Consider the following 17613-nt stretch of genomic DNA (forward strand, 5'->3'; position numbering starts at 1 on the left):
GACCCCATGAACTACTTCGTCACCCTGACCCTCAACGGGCTGGCCTCCGGGGCGGCCTACGCGGCACTGGCGCTGTCCCTGGTGATCATCTACCAGGCCACCCGGCTGGTGAACTTCGCCCAGCCCGCGCTCGCGCTGCTGTCCGTCTACACCGCCTACACGGTCACCCAGCTCACCGGTTCCTACTGGCTCGGGTTCGCCGCCGCCCTGACGGCCGGCCTGCTGGTCGGCGCCTTCGTGGAGCGCGTCATCATCCGTCCCATCGCCCGCACCTCCCAGCTCAACGCCATCATCGTCACCCTCGGCCTCCTCCTGGTGGTCCAGGGCGGTGTCGGCATGGTCTGGGGCAACGAGCAGCACGGCTTCCGCTACGCGTTCAGCTACGTGGGCCGCTTCGCCCCCTCGGACGTGTTCGCCCTGGTCTCCGTGGGGGTGGTCGCCCTCCTGCTGTTCGCCCTGTACCGGTTCACACCCCTCGGACTGCGGATGCGTGCCGCCGCCTTCCACCCGGAGGCGGCCCGGCTCAGCGGGGTGCGGGTCGGCCTCATGCTCACGGCGGGCTGGGGCATCGCCTCCCTCATCGGCGCGCTGGCGGGCATGCTCGCCGGGCCGCCGTTCATCTCGCCGAACGTCTTCGACGTCGTGTTCGTCTTCGGGATCACGGCGGCGGTGGTGGGCGGCCTGGACAACCCCTTCGGCGCCGTGATCGGCGGTCTGCTCATCGGGCTCGGCATGTCGTACGTCTCCGGATTCCTGGGGCCCGAACTGGCGACCCTCGCCGCCCTCGTCATCGTCGTGGCCGTCCTGAGCGTGCGCCCCGACGGCATCCTCTCCCGACCGACCGCGCGAAAGGTCTAGCCAGCCATGCCCCTGCCCGTCCGCCACCTGCTACTGGCCGCCCTCGGACTGGCCGCCGTCGCCGGGCTGCTGTCCGTGACCGGCGACCTCACCGCCCTGCGCATCGCCGCGGTCGGGTACACCATGCTCGCCGTCGCCGGACTCCAACTGCTGGTCGGCGGCTCCGGACAGGTCTCCCTCGGCCACGGCGCGTTCATGATGATCGGCGCCTACTCCATGGCGCTGCTGGTTCTGCACCAGCCGACCCTGCCGCTGGCCGTCAACCTCGGCGTCATCGTCGTGGTGTCCGTCGTGGCCGGTGTCGCGGTCGGCGCCGCCAGCGCGCGTCTGCACGGCCCCTACCTGGCCGGGGCCACACTCATTCTCGCCGTCGGCCTGCCGGGGCTGGCCCACCGCTTCCACGCGTTCCTCGGCGGCAGCAACGGCCTCAACATCCGTACCGCCGGAGCCCCGCCGTTCCTCGACGGACTCGTGACCACCAGCGAGTGGCGGGCCCTGGTCGTGTGGACCACGGTCGTGCTCGGCCTCGCCGCGCTCGCCACGATCTCCGCCGGGCGCCTCGGCCGCCGCATGCGCGCCATCCGGGACGACGAGACCGCCGCCGCCATGGCGGGCGTCCCGGTCGGCGCCACCAAGGTCGTCGCCTTCGTGATCGCCTCCGCAGCGGGTGGCCTGGCCGGAGGCCTCCAGGCCTACGTACTCGGCACCGTCACCCCCAGCAGCTTCACCCTCGTGCTCTCGCTGACCCTGCTCGCCGCGCTCGTGCTCGGCGGCATCGGCAGCCTGTGGGGCGCGCTGTGGGCCTCGATCGCCATCGTCTACCTGGACGTGTGGGCCACCGACCTCGCACGGGCGGCGAACCTGGGACGCAACGCCGAGAACAACCTGCCGGTGGTGTTCTTCGGCGTCGTGCTCATCCTCGTCCTGCGCTTTTGGCCCCTCGGCGTCCACGGCGCCCTCCGAAGCCTCGGAGCCCGCCTTCGGGCGGTCCGCTCCGACACCTCCTCGAGAACCCCCCAGTGAAGGAGACAACCATGCGCGAACACGGAACCCGGGTCCTGTTGGCCCCGGCCCTGGCCCTGGTCATGCTGGCCGCGGCCTGCTCGGGCGCGGGCGAGGTCGGCCAGGGCGCCGACGTCGACCTGGACGTGGCGCCGGGCGTCACGGACGACGCCGTCGTCATCGGCACCCACCAACCGCTCACCGGTCCGGCCGCCCCCGGGTACCTGGCGGTCTCCCAGGGAGCGGGGGCCGTGTTCGACTACGTGAACGATCAGGGCGGGGTCAACGGGAGGCGGATCGACTACCGGGTCGAGGACGACGGCTACGACCCCTCCCGGACCATCGACGTCACCCGCCAACTGGTCATCGAGGACGAGATCTTCGCGATGGTGGGCGGCCTCGGCACGCCCACCCACGGCGGTGTCATCGACTACCTCAACGACGAGGGGGTGCCCGACGTCTTCCCGGCCTCGGGGGCCCTGGCCTGGAACAACACGGAGGAGCACCCGCTCACCTACGGCTGGCAGACCGACTACACCAAGGAAGCCAAGATCCAGGGCGAGTACATCACCGAGAACTTCGCCGGGCAGGACGTCGGGTACCTGTTCCAGAACGACGACGTCGGCGAGGACTCCCAGGCCGGACTCGACCAGTACCTGTCCGCCGAGGTCGTGGCCCGCGAGCACTACGAGTCGGACATCCCCGACCTCGGCTCGCAGATGGCGGAGTTGGAGAACGCCGGAGCGGAGGTGGTCGTCTGCTCCTGCATTCCGGCCTTCGTCGCGCTCGGCATGCTCGAGGCCGCCCGGATCGGCTACGAGCCCCAGTGGGTGATCTCCAGCATCGGCGGGGACACCGCCACGCTCCAGGCGCTGCTCACCGAGTTCACCGAGGACACCGACGCTGAGGGCGTCCCGGCCGACGCCTTCCTCGAAGGGGCGGTCGTGACGAGCTACATGCCGCGCGTCGAGGACGAGGACGACGAGTGGGGCCGGTTCTTCGTGGACGTGTACGAGGAGTACGGACACGGTGGGCCGCCCACCAACACGCACATGTTCGGCATGACCCAGGCCGTCATGTTCGCCCAGGTCCTGATGTCAGCGGGGGAGGACCTCACCCGCCAGTCCCTGGTCGACGCCCTGGAGACCCAGGAGTGGCAGGGTCCGGGCTTCACACCCTTCTCCTCCAGTGAGGGTGACCACGGCGGCCACCAGGGCGTGTACGTCGTGCGGTTCGAGGCGGGCGGCGCCATCGAGATGGTCCAGGAGGCCCGGGTGACCGACCGCGAGGACGGCCCCGTCGAGGAGGTCGACTTCGAGCGGCTCTCCCCGCAGGACCTGCCCTTCCACGACTAGGTCCTGTTGTTCTGGATGCTTTCGCTGGTGTCGGCGGAGCCGACATCGCGAGCGCGGAATCATCCAAAGACAGGGCCCAGTCCGGGCAGCCGTCGCGGCGGCCGTGATCTCGGGCCCCGAGGGTGCTTCCCCCGCTCCGTTCACCGCGTGCCGCGCCCTGTCCTCCCGTGCGGGAGGACGGGACGCGGACGCCTCTTCCGTGGAGTGGGAGGGCCCCGGGAACGCGGGTCGATCAGGTCGCTCCGGAGGGGGCGCCTGGTCGATCCGGAACCCGCGAGACGAGCGCGCGTCCAGCGCGCCGTACGACGGATCTAGGCCGGAGGACCCGTCCCGGCGCCGAGTGAGTCCGAGACGAACTCGGGGAAGGAGCGGGGCGCCCTGCCGGTGACGTCCTCCACCACCGTGGTCGTGCGGTCCTCCGCCCCGGCGGCGATCCGCTCGTCCATGGCGGCCAGCAGGTCCGCGAACCGAGCGGGCAGCCCGTACCCCTGATGGAGCCGGGACAGCTCGGCCACGCTGACACGGCGGTGCCGAACCGGACGTCCGGTCGCCTCGGCCAGCGTGGCGGCGACCTCGTCGAAGCTCAACGGTCGCGGCCCGGTCAGCACCAGGTCGGCCCCGGCCGGAACCTCGCCCATGAGCGCACGCGCCGCGACCGCCGCGATGTCACCCGGGTCGATGAAGGGGGTCCTGCCCCGCCCTGTCGCGCTGACGATCTCACCGTCGCGCCGGTGGGAATCGGCGTGCGGGTGGTCGCCGGTGAAGTTGCTGGAGAACCAGGTGGGACGCAGAACCACCGGGTGGGGGACGAAGGAGCCCAGGCGAGCTCCGAGCGCGCCGAGTCCCGGGGCTCCGATCGGCACCGCGGACGAGCCGAGCAGGACCACCCGCTCCACCCCCTCGGCGCGGGCGGTCTCCAGGAACGGGATGACCGGGGTCTCCGGGTCGGCGGCACCGGGGGGAGCCACCAGGTACACCGCCCGGACGCCCCGTAGAGCGTCAGCGTGGGTGGTCGGGTCGGCCCAGTCGAAGCGCACGTCGGTGCCGGGGGAGCGCCCTGCCCGTCGGACGGGGGCGGCGTGGTGGTCCAGGAGGCGGGCGAGGCGGGAGCCGGTCGTCCCGGTGGCGCCGGTGATCAGGATCGTCACAGCGCGGCCTCCGCGTCCGATCCGAAGTCGAGCGGGTTCCAGTAGTCACGGTAGTGCCGGATCAGGCCGCCGGAGATCGTCAGAACGGCCACGTAACGGGCTGTGTAGGGTGCGTCGGTGGGGACCCTGCGTCCGCTCACCGCCAGTTCGGCGACGATGACCTCCGGGACGGTGGTCTGGTGGACGGTGACGTCGTGCACGCTCTGGACGTTGAGCTTGTCGGTGTAACCGGCCAGGTAGGCCTCGATCGTCTCTCGGCCTTCGAGGCGCCGGGGAGCCCCCGGGGGCGCGAAGGGGAACTCCATCACGGCGTCCTCGGCGTACAGGGCGGTGAAGGCCCGCATGTCGTGGGAGAGCAGGTGTTCGGTGGCGCGGCGGAAGACCGTCGTGGGGCTGTCGGGCACAGTTGCTCCTCTAAGCTGTGACGCATAATCGGACCACTGGTCCGTTTCGACTATAGCGGACTATCGGTCCGTTTTGGGGGTGGGGTCCGTGCGGGCGGACAAGGCGCGTAACCGAGAGGCGATTCTGGCGGCGGCGGCCCGTCTGTTCGACGAGGCGGCCGACCCCGACCAGATCTCGATGGACGCGGTGGCGGGGGCCGCGGGGGTCGGCAAGGGCACGGTCTTCCGCGGCTTCGGTGACCGCAGTGGCCTGATTCGGGCGCTGTACGACCAGTACGCCGCCCATGAGTTCCAGGCCCTGCCCGAGAACGTGCCGGACCTGCTGACCCGTGTCTGGGACTTCAAGCGGCGACACCGGGTGCTGGCGCTGGCGCTGGAGCAGGAGGGCTTCGCCAGTCCGTACGGCAACGAGAGCTACGACCGGCTCCACCGGCACCTGGCGGACCTGGTCAGCCGGGCCCGGGGGCCGCGCAACGCTGACTTCCTCGCACACGCGCTGTTGGCCGCCGTGCGTGGCGACCTGGTCGAGTACGTACGGGAGGAGTCCGGAGTGGACCCGAGGGAGGGCCTCCGCGAACTGGCGCGGTCCGTCCTGGGCCGGTCAGGCGGGGTCGAGGCGACCGGAGGAGGAGAGGACCCGATCGACGAGGTCCTCCACGAAGGCGCGGGAGGACGGCTCCGCCTGGAAGGAGATCCTGGCCAGGACGCCCCCCACCAGTAGCGCCAGGGACGGTTCGACGTCCTCGGCGGGCAGGTGGGCGCGCAGCACCGACGCCAGTGAACTGGTTCCCGCCTCGTAGAGCCTGCGGCGGAGTTCGTCCACCGCCGGGTCGCTGCCGCTGCGCTCCAGGAGTCCCCCGAGGACCCGGTCCAGGTGCCCGCCCGCCAGGTCCTCGGCGAAGTCGACCAACCCGTCGACGAGGTCCGCGCGCAGGTCCCCGGTGGGTTCGGGGTGGTCGGTCTCGTCGCAGATCCTGCCGACGGACGCCCGCATCAGGTCCAGGCGTGTCGGCCAGTGCGCGTAGACGGTCGCCTTGGAGTAGCCGGCCCTGCGCGCCACCTCCGCGTGGGTGACGGCGGCCCATCCCTCGTCCGCGAACAGCCGCACCGCGGCGTCGACCACGTCACGGTGCGTGCGCTGGACCCGGGGGTCCTCGCCGGACGCCTTCCTCTCTCCCATGGCCGTGATCCTACCGGGGTCCTCTGGACGCGGCGGTAGATTCTGAACCACTAGTACATTACTGTACGAGTAGTTCATTTAAATGCTGGCGGCAGGGGCCTCTCGGGAGTCCGGGGTTCCGACCGCGAGACGAGTGAGAGACGAGCGACGCCATGACGAAGACCGATCCGCCGCGGAGCGGTTCCTCCGCGCCCCGGGGCCTGAACACCACCCTGTGGGTCGCGCAGTGGGCCCTGGCGCTGGTGTTCGTCGGCGGGGGAGTCTGGAAACTGGCCACGCCGTTGGCGCAGGTCGCGGAGGTCTTCCCGTGGGTCGGGGAGACACCCCTGCCGCTCTTCCTCGTGACGTCCGTACTCGACGTCCTCGGAGGGCTCGGGGTCCTCCTCCCCGCGCTCACCCGCGTCCTGCCGGGGGTGACCGTCCTGGCCGCCGCCGGATGCGCCGGGCTCCAGGTGTCCGCCATCGCCTTCCACCTCCTCCGGGGCGAGACCGACGTCCTCTTCAACGTGGTCGTGCTCGTCCTTGCGGTCCTGGTGGCCTGGGGCCGCTGGACCCGGGTGCCCCTGAAGCCCAGGGCGTGAGATGACGGCGACCATGGGAAGGGGCCGGTGGGGAGGGGATCCCCACCGGCCCCGACCGGGTCTCATCTCGACGACCCGACGCAGGATCAGCCGCCGTGCGGGCAGGAGTCCCGGTAGTCGGAGAAGTCGGTGCCGATCCCCGTGCGGGGCGGCGGGCACAGGAACTGCTCATAGCGCTCGTCGTCGTCCACGAACCGCTTGAGCCACGAGATGCCGTACTTCGCGATGGTGGTGTTGGAGACGTTCGGCGCGAAGTGGCTCGCGCCGCGCAGCTCCAGGTAGGCCCGGTCCAGAGAGCTGGGCAGGCTCTCGTACATCGGGATGGCGTGCGAGCGGACCGACGCGGTGACGTCGTTCTGGGCGCCGACGACCAGCGTGGGCGTCTGCACGCTCGACCAGTTCTTCTGCGTGTGCCAGGGGGTCAGAGGGATCGCCGCGCGCAGCTCCGGCCGCGAGTCGACGGCGGCCAGGGTGCCGCCACCGCCCATCGAGTGCCCCATGACGGCCATGCGGTCACTGTCCACGCGGTCGCTCACCGAACTGCTGTCGGCCAGGTAGTCCAGAGCGGCCTCCAACTGGCGGCCCCGACTGTTCGGCTGGTCGTACCGGGTGTTCGTGTCGATGGTGAACACCACGAAGCCCTGCGAGGCGAAGCGGTGCCCGTACCAGGACATGGACGACTGACCGGCGGTGTAACCGGGGGCGACCACCACGCCGCCGAAGGTGCCCTGGGAGGTATCGGTCGGATAGTAGATGGTTCCGCCGCCGAAGCCGCTCACGAGGGAGGACACGGAGGTCGTGGCGGTGTCGAAGTGGCCCCGGGGCGCGGTGACGCTCTGCTCCGTCGGGGCCGGACCGCGTTCGTGCGGGTTGGCGGCCTGCGCCGGTGCGACGGCCGCACCCGCGCCGAACAGGGCCAGACCCACCACCAGAGCGGACTTCGCGGCGAGCGCCGCCGCCCAGGAACGGGTGCGCGGCACCTGAGCGGTCGGGTGGGCGGGGGCGCTCCGGCGGGAGCGGGCGGTGCGGGGTACCGGTGAGGGGGACACGGGGGACAGGGGATGGTCGGTACTCACGTCGTCTTCCTTTTCTCGCGCAGCGGGAATCCACGGCTCGCCGTGGACGCCACGGATCCGTTTTCCCGTCGGTATTCGAGGGAGGAACGCACGGGATTCGCATCCGTTCCGTGGGCGTGCGTTCACTATGAAGACGAAGGTGTGAACACGCATCCGTTGAACCACCAGTGCTTGCGGCGCCCCAGTTCACGCGTTCGAAAAGGGGACGACCACCGTTTCACCGGCCCATACCGCGCCACCAGCTGAGCAGCCTGCCCAACAGGTCCTCTGGCGGCTGCTCCTCCTCTGCGACCGCCGGGACCTGCTCCATCTCCTGGGTCTGGAGCTCGGGCGGCTCGCTCAGGGGCCCGGGGGTGAACGTGACGGGCAGTTCCCGCGCCCCGTGCAGGAACGGTGACGTCAGCAGGCGCAGCTCCTCCGGGGGCACCGCGAGCCGCAGCCCGCCCAGCCGCTCCTGGAGGACGGTCACCCCGGTCGAGGCCACGAGGCGGCCCAGCGACCGCGCGGGGCAGCTGTGCGGCCCGGCCCCGAAGGTCAGGTGCGCGCGGCTGCCGCTGGACACTCCGGTGTCCGGGTCCGACCTGCCCCGCCGCACGGCCGGGTCGCGGTGCGCGGCGTCGACCCCGAGGTAGAGGGCGTCGCCCTTGCGCACCCGCGCGTTGCCGATCCGCACGTCCTGGAGGGCGACCCGTCCGGCCAGGAGTTGGAGGGGGCTGTCGTTCCACATGATGTGGTCCAGGAGGTCGTGCGTGGACAGACGCGCGTCCGTGTTGGCGGAGCGGATGCGGTCGTCGGTCAGCAGAGTGCGCATCGTGTTGCCGATGAGGTGGACGGTCATCATGTGGCTGGCGCTGACCACCAGGGACGCCGCGTAGGCGACCTCCTCCAGGGTGAGGTCCGTGGAGCGTTCGAGCATCCAGCTGGTCAGGTCGTGCCCGGGCTTGTCGGCCTTGCGGGCCACCAGGCCGGCGAAGTACTGCTGCAGGCCGGTGATGGAGTCCTCCGAGCGCTGGGAGTTCTCGCTGAAGATGACCGCGGTGAGGTCGTTGAGCATGTGGCCGTAGCTGTCGGGCAGGCCGAAGAGCCGGTTGGCCACCAGGGCGGGGAGCAGCTGGGCGTAGTCGCTCACGAGGTCGGCTTCGCCGTCCTTGACGAACCGGTCGACCAGGCCGTCGGCGATCCGGTGCACGGTGCGGGCCATCGCGGTCATGTCGATCCTGGCCAGCCCGTCCATGATGGGCGCGCGCAGCCGGGCGTGCTCGGAGCCGTCCGCGTAGAAGGCGTTGGGCAGCCAGGTCATCATCGCGACGGTGTTGTCGAGGTCGACGCGTCCCTCGGTCGCCTCGCGCCAGTTGCGGGTGTCCCGGGAGAACAGGTGCGGCTGCTGGAGGACGGCGAGGCTCTCCTGGTAACCGAGCAGGAGCCAGGCGCGCACTCCGGGCTCCAACTGGACCGGGGCGATCGGCCCGTGCCGTTCGCGCAGGTGCTGCCAGAGTTCGGCGCGCCCCTCGTGCGGGGTGGGGTCGTAGAGGCGGACGTGGTCGACCGGGCAGCCCTGGGCGGAGGGGGGACCGGGGGCCTGGGCGCCCTGTTCCGCGCCCGACTCCGAGTTCTGGGATTCACCGTGCTGAGTCGTGGTCATTTCGGGTGGCGGACACCCGGAACACATTCACGGGGCCGCTTCCCTCCCTTCGAGGAGACGTGGCTCTGTCATGGTGACGGGAAGGGGGAAGCGGGAGATCCCGAAATCGCTTCGGGGCGGCGGCCGGGGATCGAGCCAACCTGGTCGTGGCATTCTAGGTTTGTCGACACCCGATTTTCAACAGGAACGGATTATTCGCGTCGTCCCTTTCGTTCCCGGAGTTTGTTTCTTCTCTTTTGTCCCGCGCTGGGTGGCTGTCCCGAGAGTGCCGGATTGTCACTGGTGATCCCTAGAGTTACCTGTGTGAGCGATCGATGGAGTACCGACGAAGTCTGGGCTCTGGCTCCGGACCCCTCTTCACACAAGGCCGCACTCAAGGTGGCCAAGGCGGGATCGTGGCCCCAGAGCGGAGTGGTGGTCGCCGACGGCGGCGGCACCTCGGCGGTCTGGGGTGAGTGCAAGGGGAGCGGGAGCAAGCCCTACCTGGCGGCCGCGCACCTGGACGGGGACGGCGGACCCGCCTACAAGTGCAGCTGCCCCAGCCGCAAGTTCCCCTGTAAACACGTCCTGGCCCTGCTCTCCCTGTGGAGCCAGGACACCGTGGCCGAGCGCGAGGACCGGCCCGAATGGGTCACGACGTGGCTCTCCGGCAGGGTCGCCAGACAGGAGCGCGCGAGCGGCGCGGCCGCGGCCGCCCCGGTCGACCCGGACAGGGCCGCCGCCACCCTGCGCGCCCGGGAGAAGACGGTCGCCGCCGGGCTGGAGGAGCTCCGGCTCTGGCTGCACGACCAGGTGGACGGCGGCCTCGCCGAGGTCCCCAAACTCGGCTACGGGCACTGGGACCGTATGGCCAAGCGCCTGGTGGACGCCAAGGCGGGCGGCGCCGCGTCCCTGGTCACCCAGCTCCCCCAGAACGGCGGGGCCGACCGCTGGCCGGATCGCCTCCTGGAACGCCTGGGCATGCTGCACCTGCTGACCGACGCCTACCTCGCGGGTGAGGACGGCGACCCCCGGTTCCGGGCGGTGCTGCGCTCCCGGGTGGGCATCCCGACCCGCTCCGAGGAGGTCCTGGCCAGCGGTGAACGGGTGCGGGACACATGGCGGGTGCTCGGACACCGTGACGCCATCACCCCGGACCGCATGCGCGGCCGCCGCCAGTGGCTGCACGGGGCCTCGACCGGCCGCCTCGCCCTCTCCCTCACCTTCGCCCCGCCCACCCAGACCCCCGACTCCGCCTTCCGTCCCGGCACCGAGTTCGAGGGCGAACTCGCCTTCCACCCGGACGGCCGCCGGGCGGTCCGGGCCGGCCAGGGAACCGAGGGCCCGGCCTTGCCCCCGCCCGGAGGCGGCATTGACCAGGCCCTGGATTCCTTCGCCGAGGCCCTGGCCGAGGACCCGTGGCTGGAGGCCTGGCCCGTGGTGCTGGAGAACGCGGTCCCAGCCCGAGCCGAGGGCTGGCACCTGGCCGACCCGACGGGCGCCTCCCTGCCTCTGAACCAGGGGGAACTGTGGCGGCTCCTCGCGGCCACCGGCGGGCGCCCCACCACCATCGCCGCCGAATGGTCGCCCGGCACCGGCCTGAGCCCCATGACCCTGTGGGACGCCGACGGAAAGGCAGTCGCGCTGTGAACCCGACCCCCATCGACCAGACCCGGGCCCCCGAGCCAGGGACGACCTCCCCCGAGACCCCCTCCTGGGACCGGCTGGTCTCCACCGCGCTGGTCGGCACCACCCGCCGCCCCGTCCCGGACCTGCCCGACCTCCCCACAGCCACCCGCGAGGGCGCCGCCGGGCTGCTGGACCTGGTCGCCCTGGACGCCGTGCGCACCCGCGCCGGATACACGGCGCACACGGCGGAACCCGTCACCCCCGACGCCCCCGACACACGTCCGGATGTCGGGCCCGCCGCGAACCACCGGCTGGACGTCATCCTCGCCACCCGCCCCGAACTCCTCCCCGAGTGGCTGGGCGCCGCCGCACGGGGCGGACGCAGGGTCAGCCACGTCCATGTCCCCGACCTGCTGGACCGCGCCTCCCGTGACAGCTCGCTGCGCCCCCTGGTCGCCCCCGTCGTCGGGGAACGCGGCACCTGGCTGGCCTCGCACAACACCGCGTGGTCGTTCATCGCACGCGAACCCCTGGCCACCGACGTGCACACCGACGCCGCCTGGCACGAGGGCACCCCGGCGCAACGCCGTCGGTCCCTGTTCGCCCTGCGCGCCACCGACCCGGCGGCCGCCCGCGACCTCCTCGCCGGGGTCCTGCCACAGGAGAGCAGGAGCGAGGAGCGACGCGGCCTCCTGGAGGCCCTCGCGGTCGGCCTCGGCCCCGACGACGAGGCGGTGCTGGACCAGGCCCTGGACGACCGCGCCGCCAGCGTGCGCGGACTCGCCCTGGCCCTGCTCACCCGGCTGCCGGACAGCGCCCACGCGCACCGCCTCCGCGCCCACCTGAGGGCCCATCTCGGGCGCTACCAGGGGCCCCCGCGCGCCGTCGACGTGGTCGACATGGACGTCCCGACCGCCGACCAGCTCCGCGACCTCGCCTTGGTGCCGCCGAAGAAGCGGCCGGAGGCGCGCCGGGCCCGCTGGGAACTCGGCCGCGTCCTGATCACCCACGCGCCGCTGGACACCTGGACCGCTTTCCTGGGAACCGACCCCGCCGGGGTCCTCGACCTGGCCGAGGACGAGCAGGACCTGCGCGAGGCCCTGGCCGACGCGGCCTGCCTCCAGGCCGTCCCGGACTGGGCCCGCGCCGTTCTCGACCACCCCGGGGCCGGGCTGGCCCCGCTGCTCCGCGCCGCGGGTCGCCACCGCGAGTGGCCGCGCACACAGGAGCTCCTGGCCGCGCTTCCGGTCCAGGAGCGGTGCGACCGGGTCGTGGCCGCACTCGGCTCCGTGGAGGGCGCACCGACCACCGGGCGGACCGACCTCCACGTTCTCGGGGAGGTCCTGCACACGGTCGACGCCCCGTGGACACGCGCGCTCTCCGACGAGGTCACGCGCCGACTCACCGGGCCGATCGGGACGCGCGACTCACGCGGCTACCGCTTCCTCTGCGAGGCCGCCGCCGAGCACATGCCTCCCGAACACCTCGACCTCCTGCCCAAGGAACCACCCCACGAGGAGGAGGGCCCCGCCTACCTCCGCCTCCGCGACACCCTCCGATTCCGGCTCGAAATGCACAGGGAGCTCTAGTTGACCACCTCCGCCACCGGCTCTGGCATCAGCACCGACGCCGCCAGCGCGCTGCGCCCGCACGCCGAGCAGACCTACGCCGCCGAGCTCAAGGCCCTGGCCGGGGCCGACGACCGCCAGCGCCCCCCGGGCTGGAGTCTTTCCCCGTGGGCGGTCACCCAGTACCTGCTGGGCACCACCCTCGACGACGGCACCGAGATCACGCCCAAGTACATCGGCTCGCGCCGGGTGGTCGAGGTGGCCGTGGCCACCCTGGCCACCGACCGCGCCCTGCTGCTCATCGGTGTCCCCGGCACGGCCAAGACCTGGCTGTCTGAACACCTCGCGGCGGCGGTCTCCGGTGACTCCACCCTGCTGGTCCAGGGCACCGCCGGGACCTCCGAGGAGGCGGTCCGGTACGGCTGGAACTACGCCCGCCTGCTCGCCGAGGGGCCCTCGGCGGCCGCACTCGTCCCCAGCCCGATCATGACCGCCATGTCGCGCGGTGCGATCGGCCGCATCGAGGAACTCACCCGTATGCCCTCCGAGGTGCAGGACGGCCTCATCACGGTGCTGTCGGAGAAGGCGCTGCCCGTGGCCGAGCTCGGCGTCGAGGTGCAGGCCCAGCGCGGATTCAACGTCATCGCGACCGCCAACGACCGTGACCGGGGGGTCAACGACCTCTCCAGCGCGCTGCGCCGCCGCTTCAACACCGTGGTCCTGCCCGTCCCGGACAGCGCGGAGGACGAGGTCCGCATCGTCACCCAGCGGGTGGAGCAGCTGGGCCGCTCGCTGGAGCTGCCCGAGGTGCCCACCAGCCTCACGGAGATCCAGCGCGTGGTCACCGTCTTCCGCGAGCTGCGCTCCGGAGTCACCGAGGACAACACCACCAAGGTGAAGTCACCCAGCGGAACCCTGAGCACCGCCGAGGCGATCTCCGTGATCACCAACGGCATCGCGCTCGCCGCCCACTTCGGTGACGGGCTGCTGCGTCCCGCCGACGTCGCCGCCGGAATCCAGGGCGCCGTGGTCCAGGACCGCGTCTCGGACGGGGTGGTCTGGCGGGAGTACCTGGAGACCGTCGCCCGCGAGCGCGACGGCTGGGACGACTTCTACCGGGCCTGCCGCGAGGTGGGCGCCTGATGGGACGACCCCGACAGGGCACCGACAAGGTCAGTGTCCTCGGTGTCCGCCACCACGGTCCGGGTTCGGCCCGGGCCGTGGCGGCCGCCCTGGACGAGATCAAGCCCGACATCGTACTGATCGAGGGGCCGCCCGAGGCCGACGCGATCACCTCCCTGGTGGGCGGTCTGGAACCGCCGGTGGCCCTGCTGGTCCACCTGGCCGACACCCCCAAGGCGGGGACGGCGCGCTCCAAGGAGGGCTGGGGGTTCTGGCCGTTCGCGTCCTTCTCCCCGGAGTGGGCGGCCCTGGTGCACGCCCACGGACGCGGAGTACCGGTGCGCTTCTGCGACCTGCCCGCCGCCCACACGATCGCGGAGCGGATCGAACGGGCGGAGGCTGCGGAGGAGGAGGCTGCTCAGAAGGAGGCCGCTGCGGAGGAGTCCGCGGAGAAGGGGGCCGCCGAGAAGGAGGACGCCCGGCAGGAGGAGGACGCCCGGCCCGCGCCCCAGAGCGAACCCCGCAGGGTTCGTACCGACCCCCTCGGGGTGCTCGCCGAGGCCGCCGGGTACGACGACGCCGAACGCTGGTGGGACGACGTCGTGGAACAGCGCGGCGACGGCGAACCCTCGCCCTTCCCGGCGATCGCCGACGCCATGGCGGCCGTCCGTGCCGAGAGCGGTCCGGAGACCGGGCGCGACGCGCGCCGCGAGGCCCACATGCGCCAGACCCTGCGCGCCGTGCTCAAGGAGGGGTACGAACGGGTGGCCGTGGTGTGCGGTGCCTGGCACGCGCCCGCCCTGCGCGACCTGTACGACTACCCGATCAAGGACGACGCCGCCCTCCTGAAGGGGCTGCCCAGGGTGCGGACCACCGCCACCTGGGTGCCGTGGACGCACGGGCGGCTCGCCACCGCCAGCGGCTACGGCGCCGGGGTGACCTCGCCCGGCTGGTACCACCACCTGTTCACCGCCCCCGATCTGCCGATCCACCGGTGGCTCACCGACGCCGCCCGTCTGCTGCGCGAGGAGGGCCAGCCGGTCTCCTCCTCGCACGTGATCGAGGGTGTTCGGCTCGCGGAGAGCCTGGCCGTGCTGCGCGGACGGCCGCTGGCCGGGATCGACGAGGTCTCCGAGGCGGTCACCGCCGTCCTCTGCGAGGGCGAACAGAGCCGGGCCGCCCTGGTGCACGGCCGGATGGTGATCGGCGAACGCCTCGGCTCGGTGCCCCCGGACACCCCCATGGTGCCGTTGCAGCGCGACCTCATGGCCGCGCAGAAACGGCTCCGCCTCAAGCCCGAGGCCTTCGACCGCGACCTCGACCTCGACCTGCGCAAGGAGAGCCAGCGCGAACGCAGCGTCCTGCTGCACCGGCTGCGCGTGCTCGGCGTCGAATGGGGGGTGCCGCGCGCCGCAGAGCACCACTCGAAGGGGACCTTCCGCGAGTCCTGGCGGCTGCGCTGGGACCCCGACATGGACGTGGCGCTGATCGAGGCCGCGCCCTGGGGGACCACCGTGGTCTCGGCGGCCACCGCCCGCGTGGTGGAGGTCGCCGCCGACGCCGAACTGCCCACCCTGACCGCGCTGACCGAACAGTGTCTGTTCGCCGAACTCGGCGACGCGCTGCCCGACGTGCTCTCCCTGCTCACCGACCGCGCGGCCACCGACAGCGACATCACCCACCTGATGTCGGCGCTCCCCCCGTTGGCCCGATCGGCCCGGTACGGGAACGTGCGGGGGACCGACGGCGCGCACCTGCGCGCGGTCGCCCGACAGCTCCTGGCCCGCGTGTGCGTGGGCCTGGCCCCGGCGGTGCGCGGGCTGGACGACGACGCGGCGGCCCGGTTCGTCCGGGCGATCGACCAGACGCACGGTGCCGCCACCCTCCTGGACGGGGACGCGCACGGCTGGACGGAGGCGCTGGAGTCCCTCGCCCGCCGCGACCAGGTCCCGGGGCGGATCGCCGGGAGGGTCAACCGCATCCTCGCGGACGCGGGCCGGATCACCACCGAGGAACTGCACCGCAGGCTCGGCCTCACGATGTCGCCCGGCACCGAACCCACCCGCGCGGCCGCCTGGCTGGAGGGCTTCCTCCAGGGGAGCGGACTGATCCTGGTGCACGACGAGCGGCTGCTCGGCCTCATCGACTCGTGGCTGCTCAGCCTGTCCGAGGAACGCTTCGTGGCGATCCTGCCGCTGCTGCGCCGCACCTTCGGGGCCTTCGGCGCGGCCGAACGCCAGGAGATCGGCACCGCCATCACCAGGGCGGACGGCGGCCGGACCACCACCGCGCGGGTGCGCCGCCCCGTCGACACCCGCCGCGCCGCACCGGCCGTGGCCGCCGTGACCGCACTACTCGAAGGGAGCCGCGCGTGAGTACGGAAACCACCGAACGCGCCCGCCGCTGGCGCCTGGTCCTGGGGGAGAGGTCCCAGTGCGCGACCCTGACCGGGCGCGACCAGACCATGGACTCCGCTCTGGCGGCCCTGTACAACAAGGGCGACGGCTCCGCCGCCTCGGGCGACGACCGCTCCGGTGACCTGGGCTCCTCCGCACCCCGGGTCGCACGCTGGCTGGGCGACATCCGGGAGTACTTCCCGTCCACCGTTGTGCAGGTGATGCAGACCGACGCCATGGACCGCATGGGGCTGCACCAGCTCCTGCTGGAGCCGGAGATGATGGAGGCCGTCGAGCCCGACGTGCACCTGGTCGGGACCCTGCTCTCCCTCAACCGGGTGATGCCCGCCGAGGCGCGGGAGAGCGCCCGCACGATCGTGCGCGGGGTCGTCGACGACCTGGAGAGAAGGGTCGCGCAGAAGACCCGGTCCGTCATCCGCGGTGCCATCGACCGCTCCGCACGCACCCACCGCCCCCGCCGGGTCTCGGACATCGACTGGAACGCCACCATTCGCCGCAACCTGGCGCACTACCTGCCCGAACACAACACGGTGATCCCGCAGACCCTCGTGGGTTACGGGCGCCGCAGCCAGGGCGTGCAGAAGGACGTGGTCCTGGCCATCGACCAGAGCGGTTCGATGGCCTCCTCGGTGGTCTACGCCAGCGTCTTCGGCGCGGTGCTCGCCTCCATGAGCACGCTGAAGACGTCCCTGGTCGTCTTCGACACCGCGGTCGTCGACCTCACCGACCAGCTCACCGACCCGGTCGAGGTGCTCTTCGGGACCCAGCTCGGAGGTGGCACCAACATCAACAAGGCCATCGCCTACAGCCAGACGCTCATCGACCGCCCGCAGGACTCCATCTTCGTCCTGATCAGCGACCTCTACGAGGGCGGCGTCCGCGCCGAGATGCTGAAGCGGGTGGCCGCCATGAAGTCCGCGGGCGTCCAGGTGGTGGTCCTGCTGGCCCTCTCCGACGAGGGCGCGCCGTTCTACGACCGCCAGAACGCCTCGGCCCTCGCCGACCTCGGCGTCCCGGCGTTCGCCTGCACCCCGGACGCCTTCCCGGAGCTCATGGCCGCGGCGATCCAGGGCCAGCCCCTGGACGCCTGGGTCGACAAGCACCTGGACGAGTGAGCCGGCCCCGGGCGGGGCCGAACCCCCTGCGGCCCCGCCCGGCACTCAGTCCAGGCAGAACTCGTTGCCCTCGATGTCCCGCATCACGATGCACGACTCGTTGACCCCGTCGGCGCGCATGACGCGGACGCACTCGGCGCCGAGCGCCTCCAGCCGTTCGCGTTCGGCCTGGAGCGTGGAGAGGCGTTCGTCCCCGACGAGACCGGTACCGGCACGCACGTCGAGGTGCACCCGGTTCTTGACGGTCTTGCCCTCGGGGACGCGCTGGAAGTACAGGCGGGGACCCTTGCCCGAGGGATCGACGCAGGCGAACGCGGAATCCTGCTGCTCGGGCGGGAGCGAGCGGTTGAACTCGTCCCAGTCGGCGAATCCTTCCGGGACCGGTGGCACGACGTACCCCAGCACCTCGCACCAGAACCGGGCCACGCGCTCGGGACTGGCGCAGTCGAAGGTGACTTGGAACTCTCTGATCGTGGTCATCGGCCCACCCTAGACCGCGGATCTCCGACAGCCCAGGGAATATCGCTGGCTCCGGGA

15 protein-coding genes and 1 pseudogene are annotated in these 17613 nt (G+C 72.0%); 10 read left to right on the plus strand and 6 right to left on the minus strand.

Features of this window, described 5'->3' with window-relative positions:
• Positions 1–6: 6 nt before the first annotated feature.
• From KBX21_RS14300 to KBX21_RS14310, 3 genes and pseudogenes are all read left to right on the plus strand, one after another.
• Positions 7–858: a branched-chain amino acid ABC transporter permease gene (locus KBX21_RS14300; RefSeq protein WP_049577668.1), complete on the plus strand. Its 852-nt coding sequence runs from the start codon at positions 7–9 to the stop codon at positions 856–858.
• A 3-nt stretch (positions 859–861) separates the two neighbouring features.
• A pseudogene (locus KBX21_RS14305) lies at positions 862–1881 on the plus strand (branched-chain amino acid ABC transporter permease); the annotation flags it as partial.
• 11 nt (positions 1882–1892) lie between these two features.
• Positions 1893–3215 carry an ABC transporter substrate-binding protein gene (locus KBX21_RS14310; protein WP_049577662.1) on the plus strand — a complete coding sequence of 441 codons (1323 nt, stop codon included), beginning with the start codon at positions 1893–1895 and terminating at the stop codon, positions 3213–3215.
• Positions 3216–3526: 311 nt separating this feature from the next.
• Here KBX21_RS14310 and KBX21_RS14315 read toward each other — a convergent pair whose 3' ends face one another.
• Both KBX21_RS14315 and KBX21_RS14320 read right to left on the minus strand, forming a co-directional pair.
• Entirely contained in the window at positions 3527–4363 is an 837-nt protein-coding gene (locus KBX21_RS14315; RefSeq protein WP_210842196.1) for an NAD(P)H-binding protein, read from the minus strand.
• Positions 4360–4767 (minus strand): nuclear transport factor 2 family protein, encoded by a 408-nt coding sequence (locus KBX21_RS14320; RefSeq protein ID WP_049577654.1) that lies wholly within the window; start codon positions 4765–4767, stop codon positions 4360–4362. Before KBX21_RS14320 ends, KBX21_RS14315 begins: the two co-directional genes overlap by 4 nt.
• A gap of 88 nt (positions 4768–4855) precedes the next feature.
• On the opposite strand from KBX21_RS14320, the gene KBX21_RS14325 reads away from it, so the two are divergent.
• A complete protein-coding gene (locus KBX21_RS14325; RefSeq protein ID WP_307869214.1) occupies positions 4856–5488 on the plus strand; it encodes a TetR/AcrR family transcriptional regulator in 633 nt (210 codons plus the stop codon).
• On the opposite strand, the gene KBX21_RS14330 is transcribed toward KBX21_RS14325, so the two are convergent.
• On the minus strand, positions 5369–5947 hold the full coding sequence (locus KBX21_RS14330; RefSeq protein ID WP_156208139.1) for a TetR/AcrR family transcriptional regulator: 579 nt from the start codon (positions 5945–5947) through the stop codon (positions 5369–5371). The genes KBX21_RS14325 and KBX21_RS14330 overlap by 120 nt on opposite strands.
• A 152-nt stretch (positions 5948–6099) precedes the next feature.
• Between KBX21_RS14330 and KBX21_RS14335 the strand changes: the two genes are divergently transcribed.
• Positions 6100–6528 carry a DoxX family protein gene (locus KBX21_RS14335; RefSeq protein WP_210842198.1) on the plus strand — a complete coding sequence of 143 codons (429 nt, stop codon included), beginning with the start codon at positions 6100–6102 and terminating at the stop codon, positions 6526–6528.
• A gap of 86 nt (positions 6529–6614) precedes the next feature.
• On the opposite strand, the gene KBX21_RS14340 is transcribed toward KBX21_RS14335, so the two are convergent.
• Together KBX21_RS14340 and KBX21_RS14345 are read right to left on the minus strand one after the other, a co-directional pair.
• A complete protein-coding gene (locus KBX21_RS14340) occupies positions 6615–7508 on the minus strand; it encodes an alpha/beta hydrolase (RefSeq protein ID WP_049577712.1) in 894 nt (297 codons plus the stop codon).
• Positions 7509–7821: 313 nt separating this feature from the next.
• Positions 7822–9246, minus strand: coding sequence for a cytochrome P450 (locus tag KBX21_RS14345; protein ID WP_049577641.1), 1425 nt, complete (start codon positions 9244–9246; stop codon positions 7822–7824).
• A gap of 378 nt (positions 9247–9624) precedes the next feature.
• On the opposite strand from KBX21_RS14345, the gene KBX21_RS14350 reads away from it, so the two are divergent.
• From KBX21_RS14350 to KBX21_RS14370, 5 genes are read left to right on the plus strand one after another with little or no spacing between them, the layout of a single operon-like run.
• Complete coding sequence (locus tag KBX21_RS14350) at positions 9625–10875, plus strand: SWIM zinc finger family protein (protein WP_210842232.1); 1251 nt, start codon at positions 9625–9627, stop codon at positions 10873–10875.
• On the plus strand, positions 10872–12443 hold the full coding sequence (locus KBX21_RS14355) for a DUF5691 domain-containing protein (RefSeq protein WP_307869215.1): 1572 nt from the start codon (positions 10872–10874) through the stop codon (positions 12441–12443). Before KBX21_RS14350 ends, KBX21_RS14355 begins: the two co-directional genes overlap by 4 nt.
• Entirely contained in the window at positions 12444–13565 is a 1122-nt protein-coding gene (locus KBX21_RS14360; RefSeq protein WP_210842199.1) for an AAA family ATPase, read from the plus strand.
• Positions 13565–15919 (plus strand): DUF5682 family protein, encoded by a 2355-nt coding sequence (locus tag KBX21_RS14365; RefSeq protein WP_210842200.1) that lies wholly within the window; start codon positions 13565–13567, stop codon positions 15917–15919. Before KBX21_RS14360 ends, KBX21_RS14365 begins: the two co-directional genes overlap by 1 nt.
• Positions 15916–17076 (plus strand): VWA domain-containing protein, encoded by a 1161-nt coding sequence (locus KBX21_RS14370; protein WP_049570433.1) that lies wholly within the window; start codon positions 15916–15918, stop codon positions 17074–17076. Before KBX21_RS14365 ends, KBX21_RS14370 begins: the two co-directional genes overlap by 4 nt.
• 45 nt (positions 17077–17121) lie before the next feature.
• On the opposite strand, the gene KBX21_RS14375 is transcribed toward KBX21_RS14370, so the two are convergent.
• On the minus strand, positions 17122–17556 hold the full coding sequence (locus KBX21_RS14375; RefSeq protein WP_049570436.1) for a VOC family protein: 435 nt from the start codon (positions 17554–17556) through the stop codon (positions 17122–17124).
• Between the last annotated feature and the right edge of the window lie 57 nt (positions 17557–17613).

Source organism: Nocardiopsis sp. B62 (assembly GCF_018070675.1).
GTDB lineage: Bacteria > Actinomycetota > Actinomycetes > Streptosporangiales > Streptosporangiaceae > Nocardiopsis > Nocardiopsis prasina.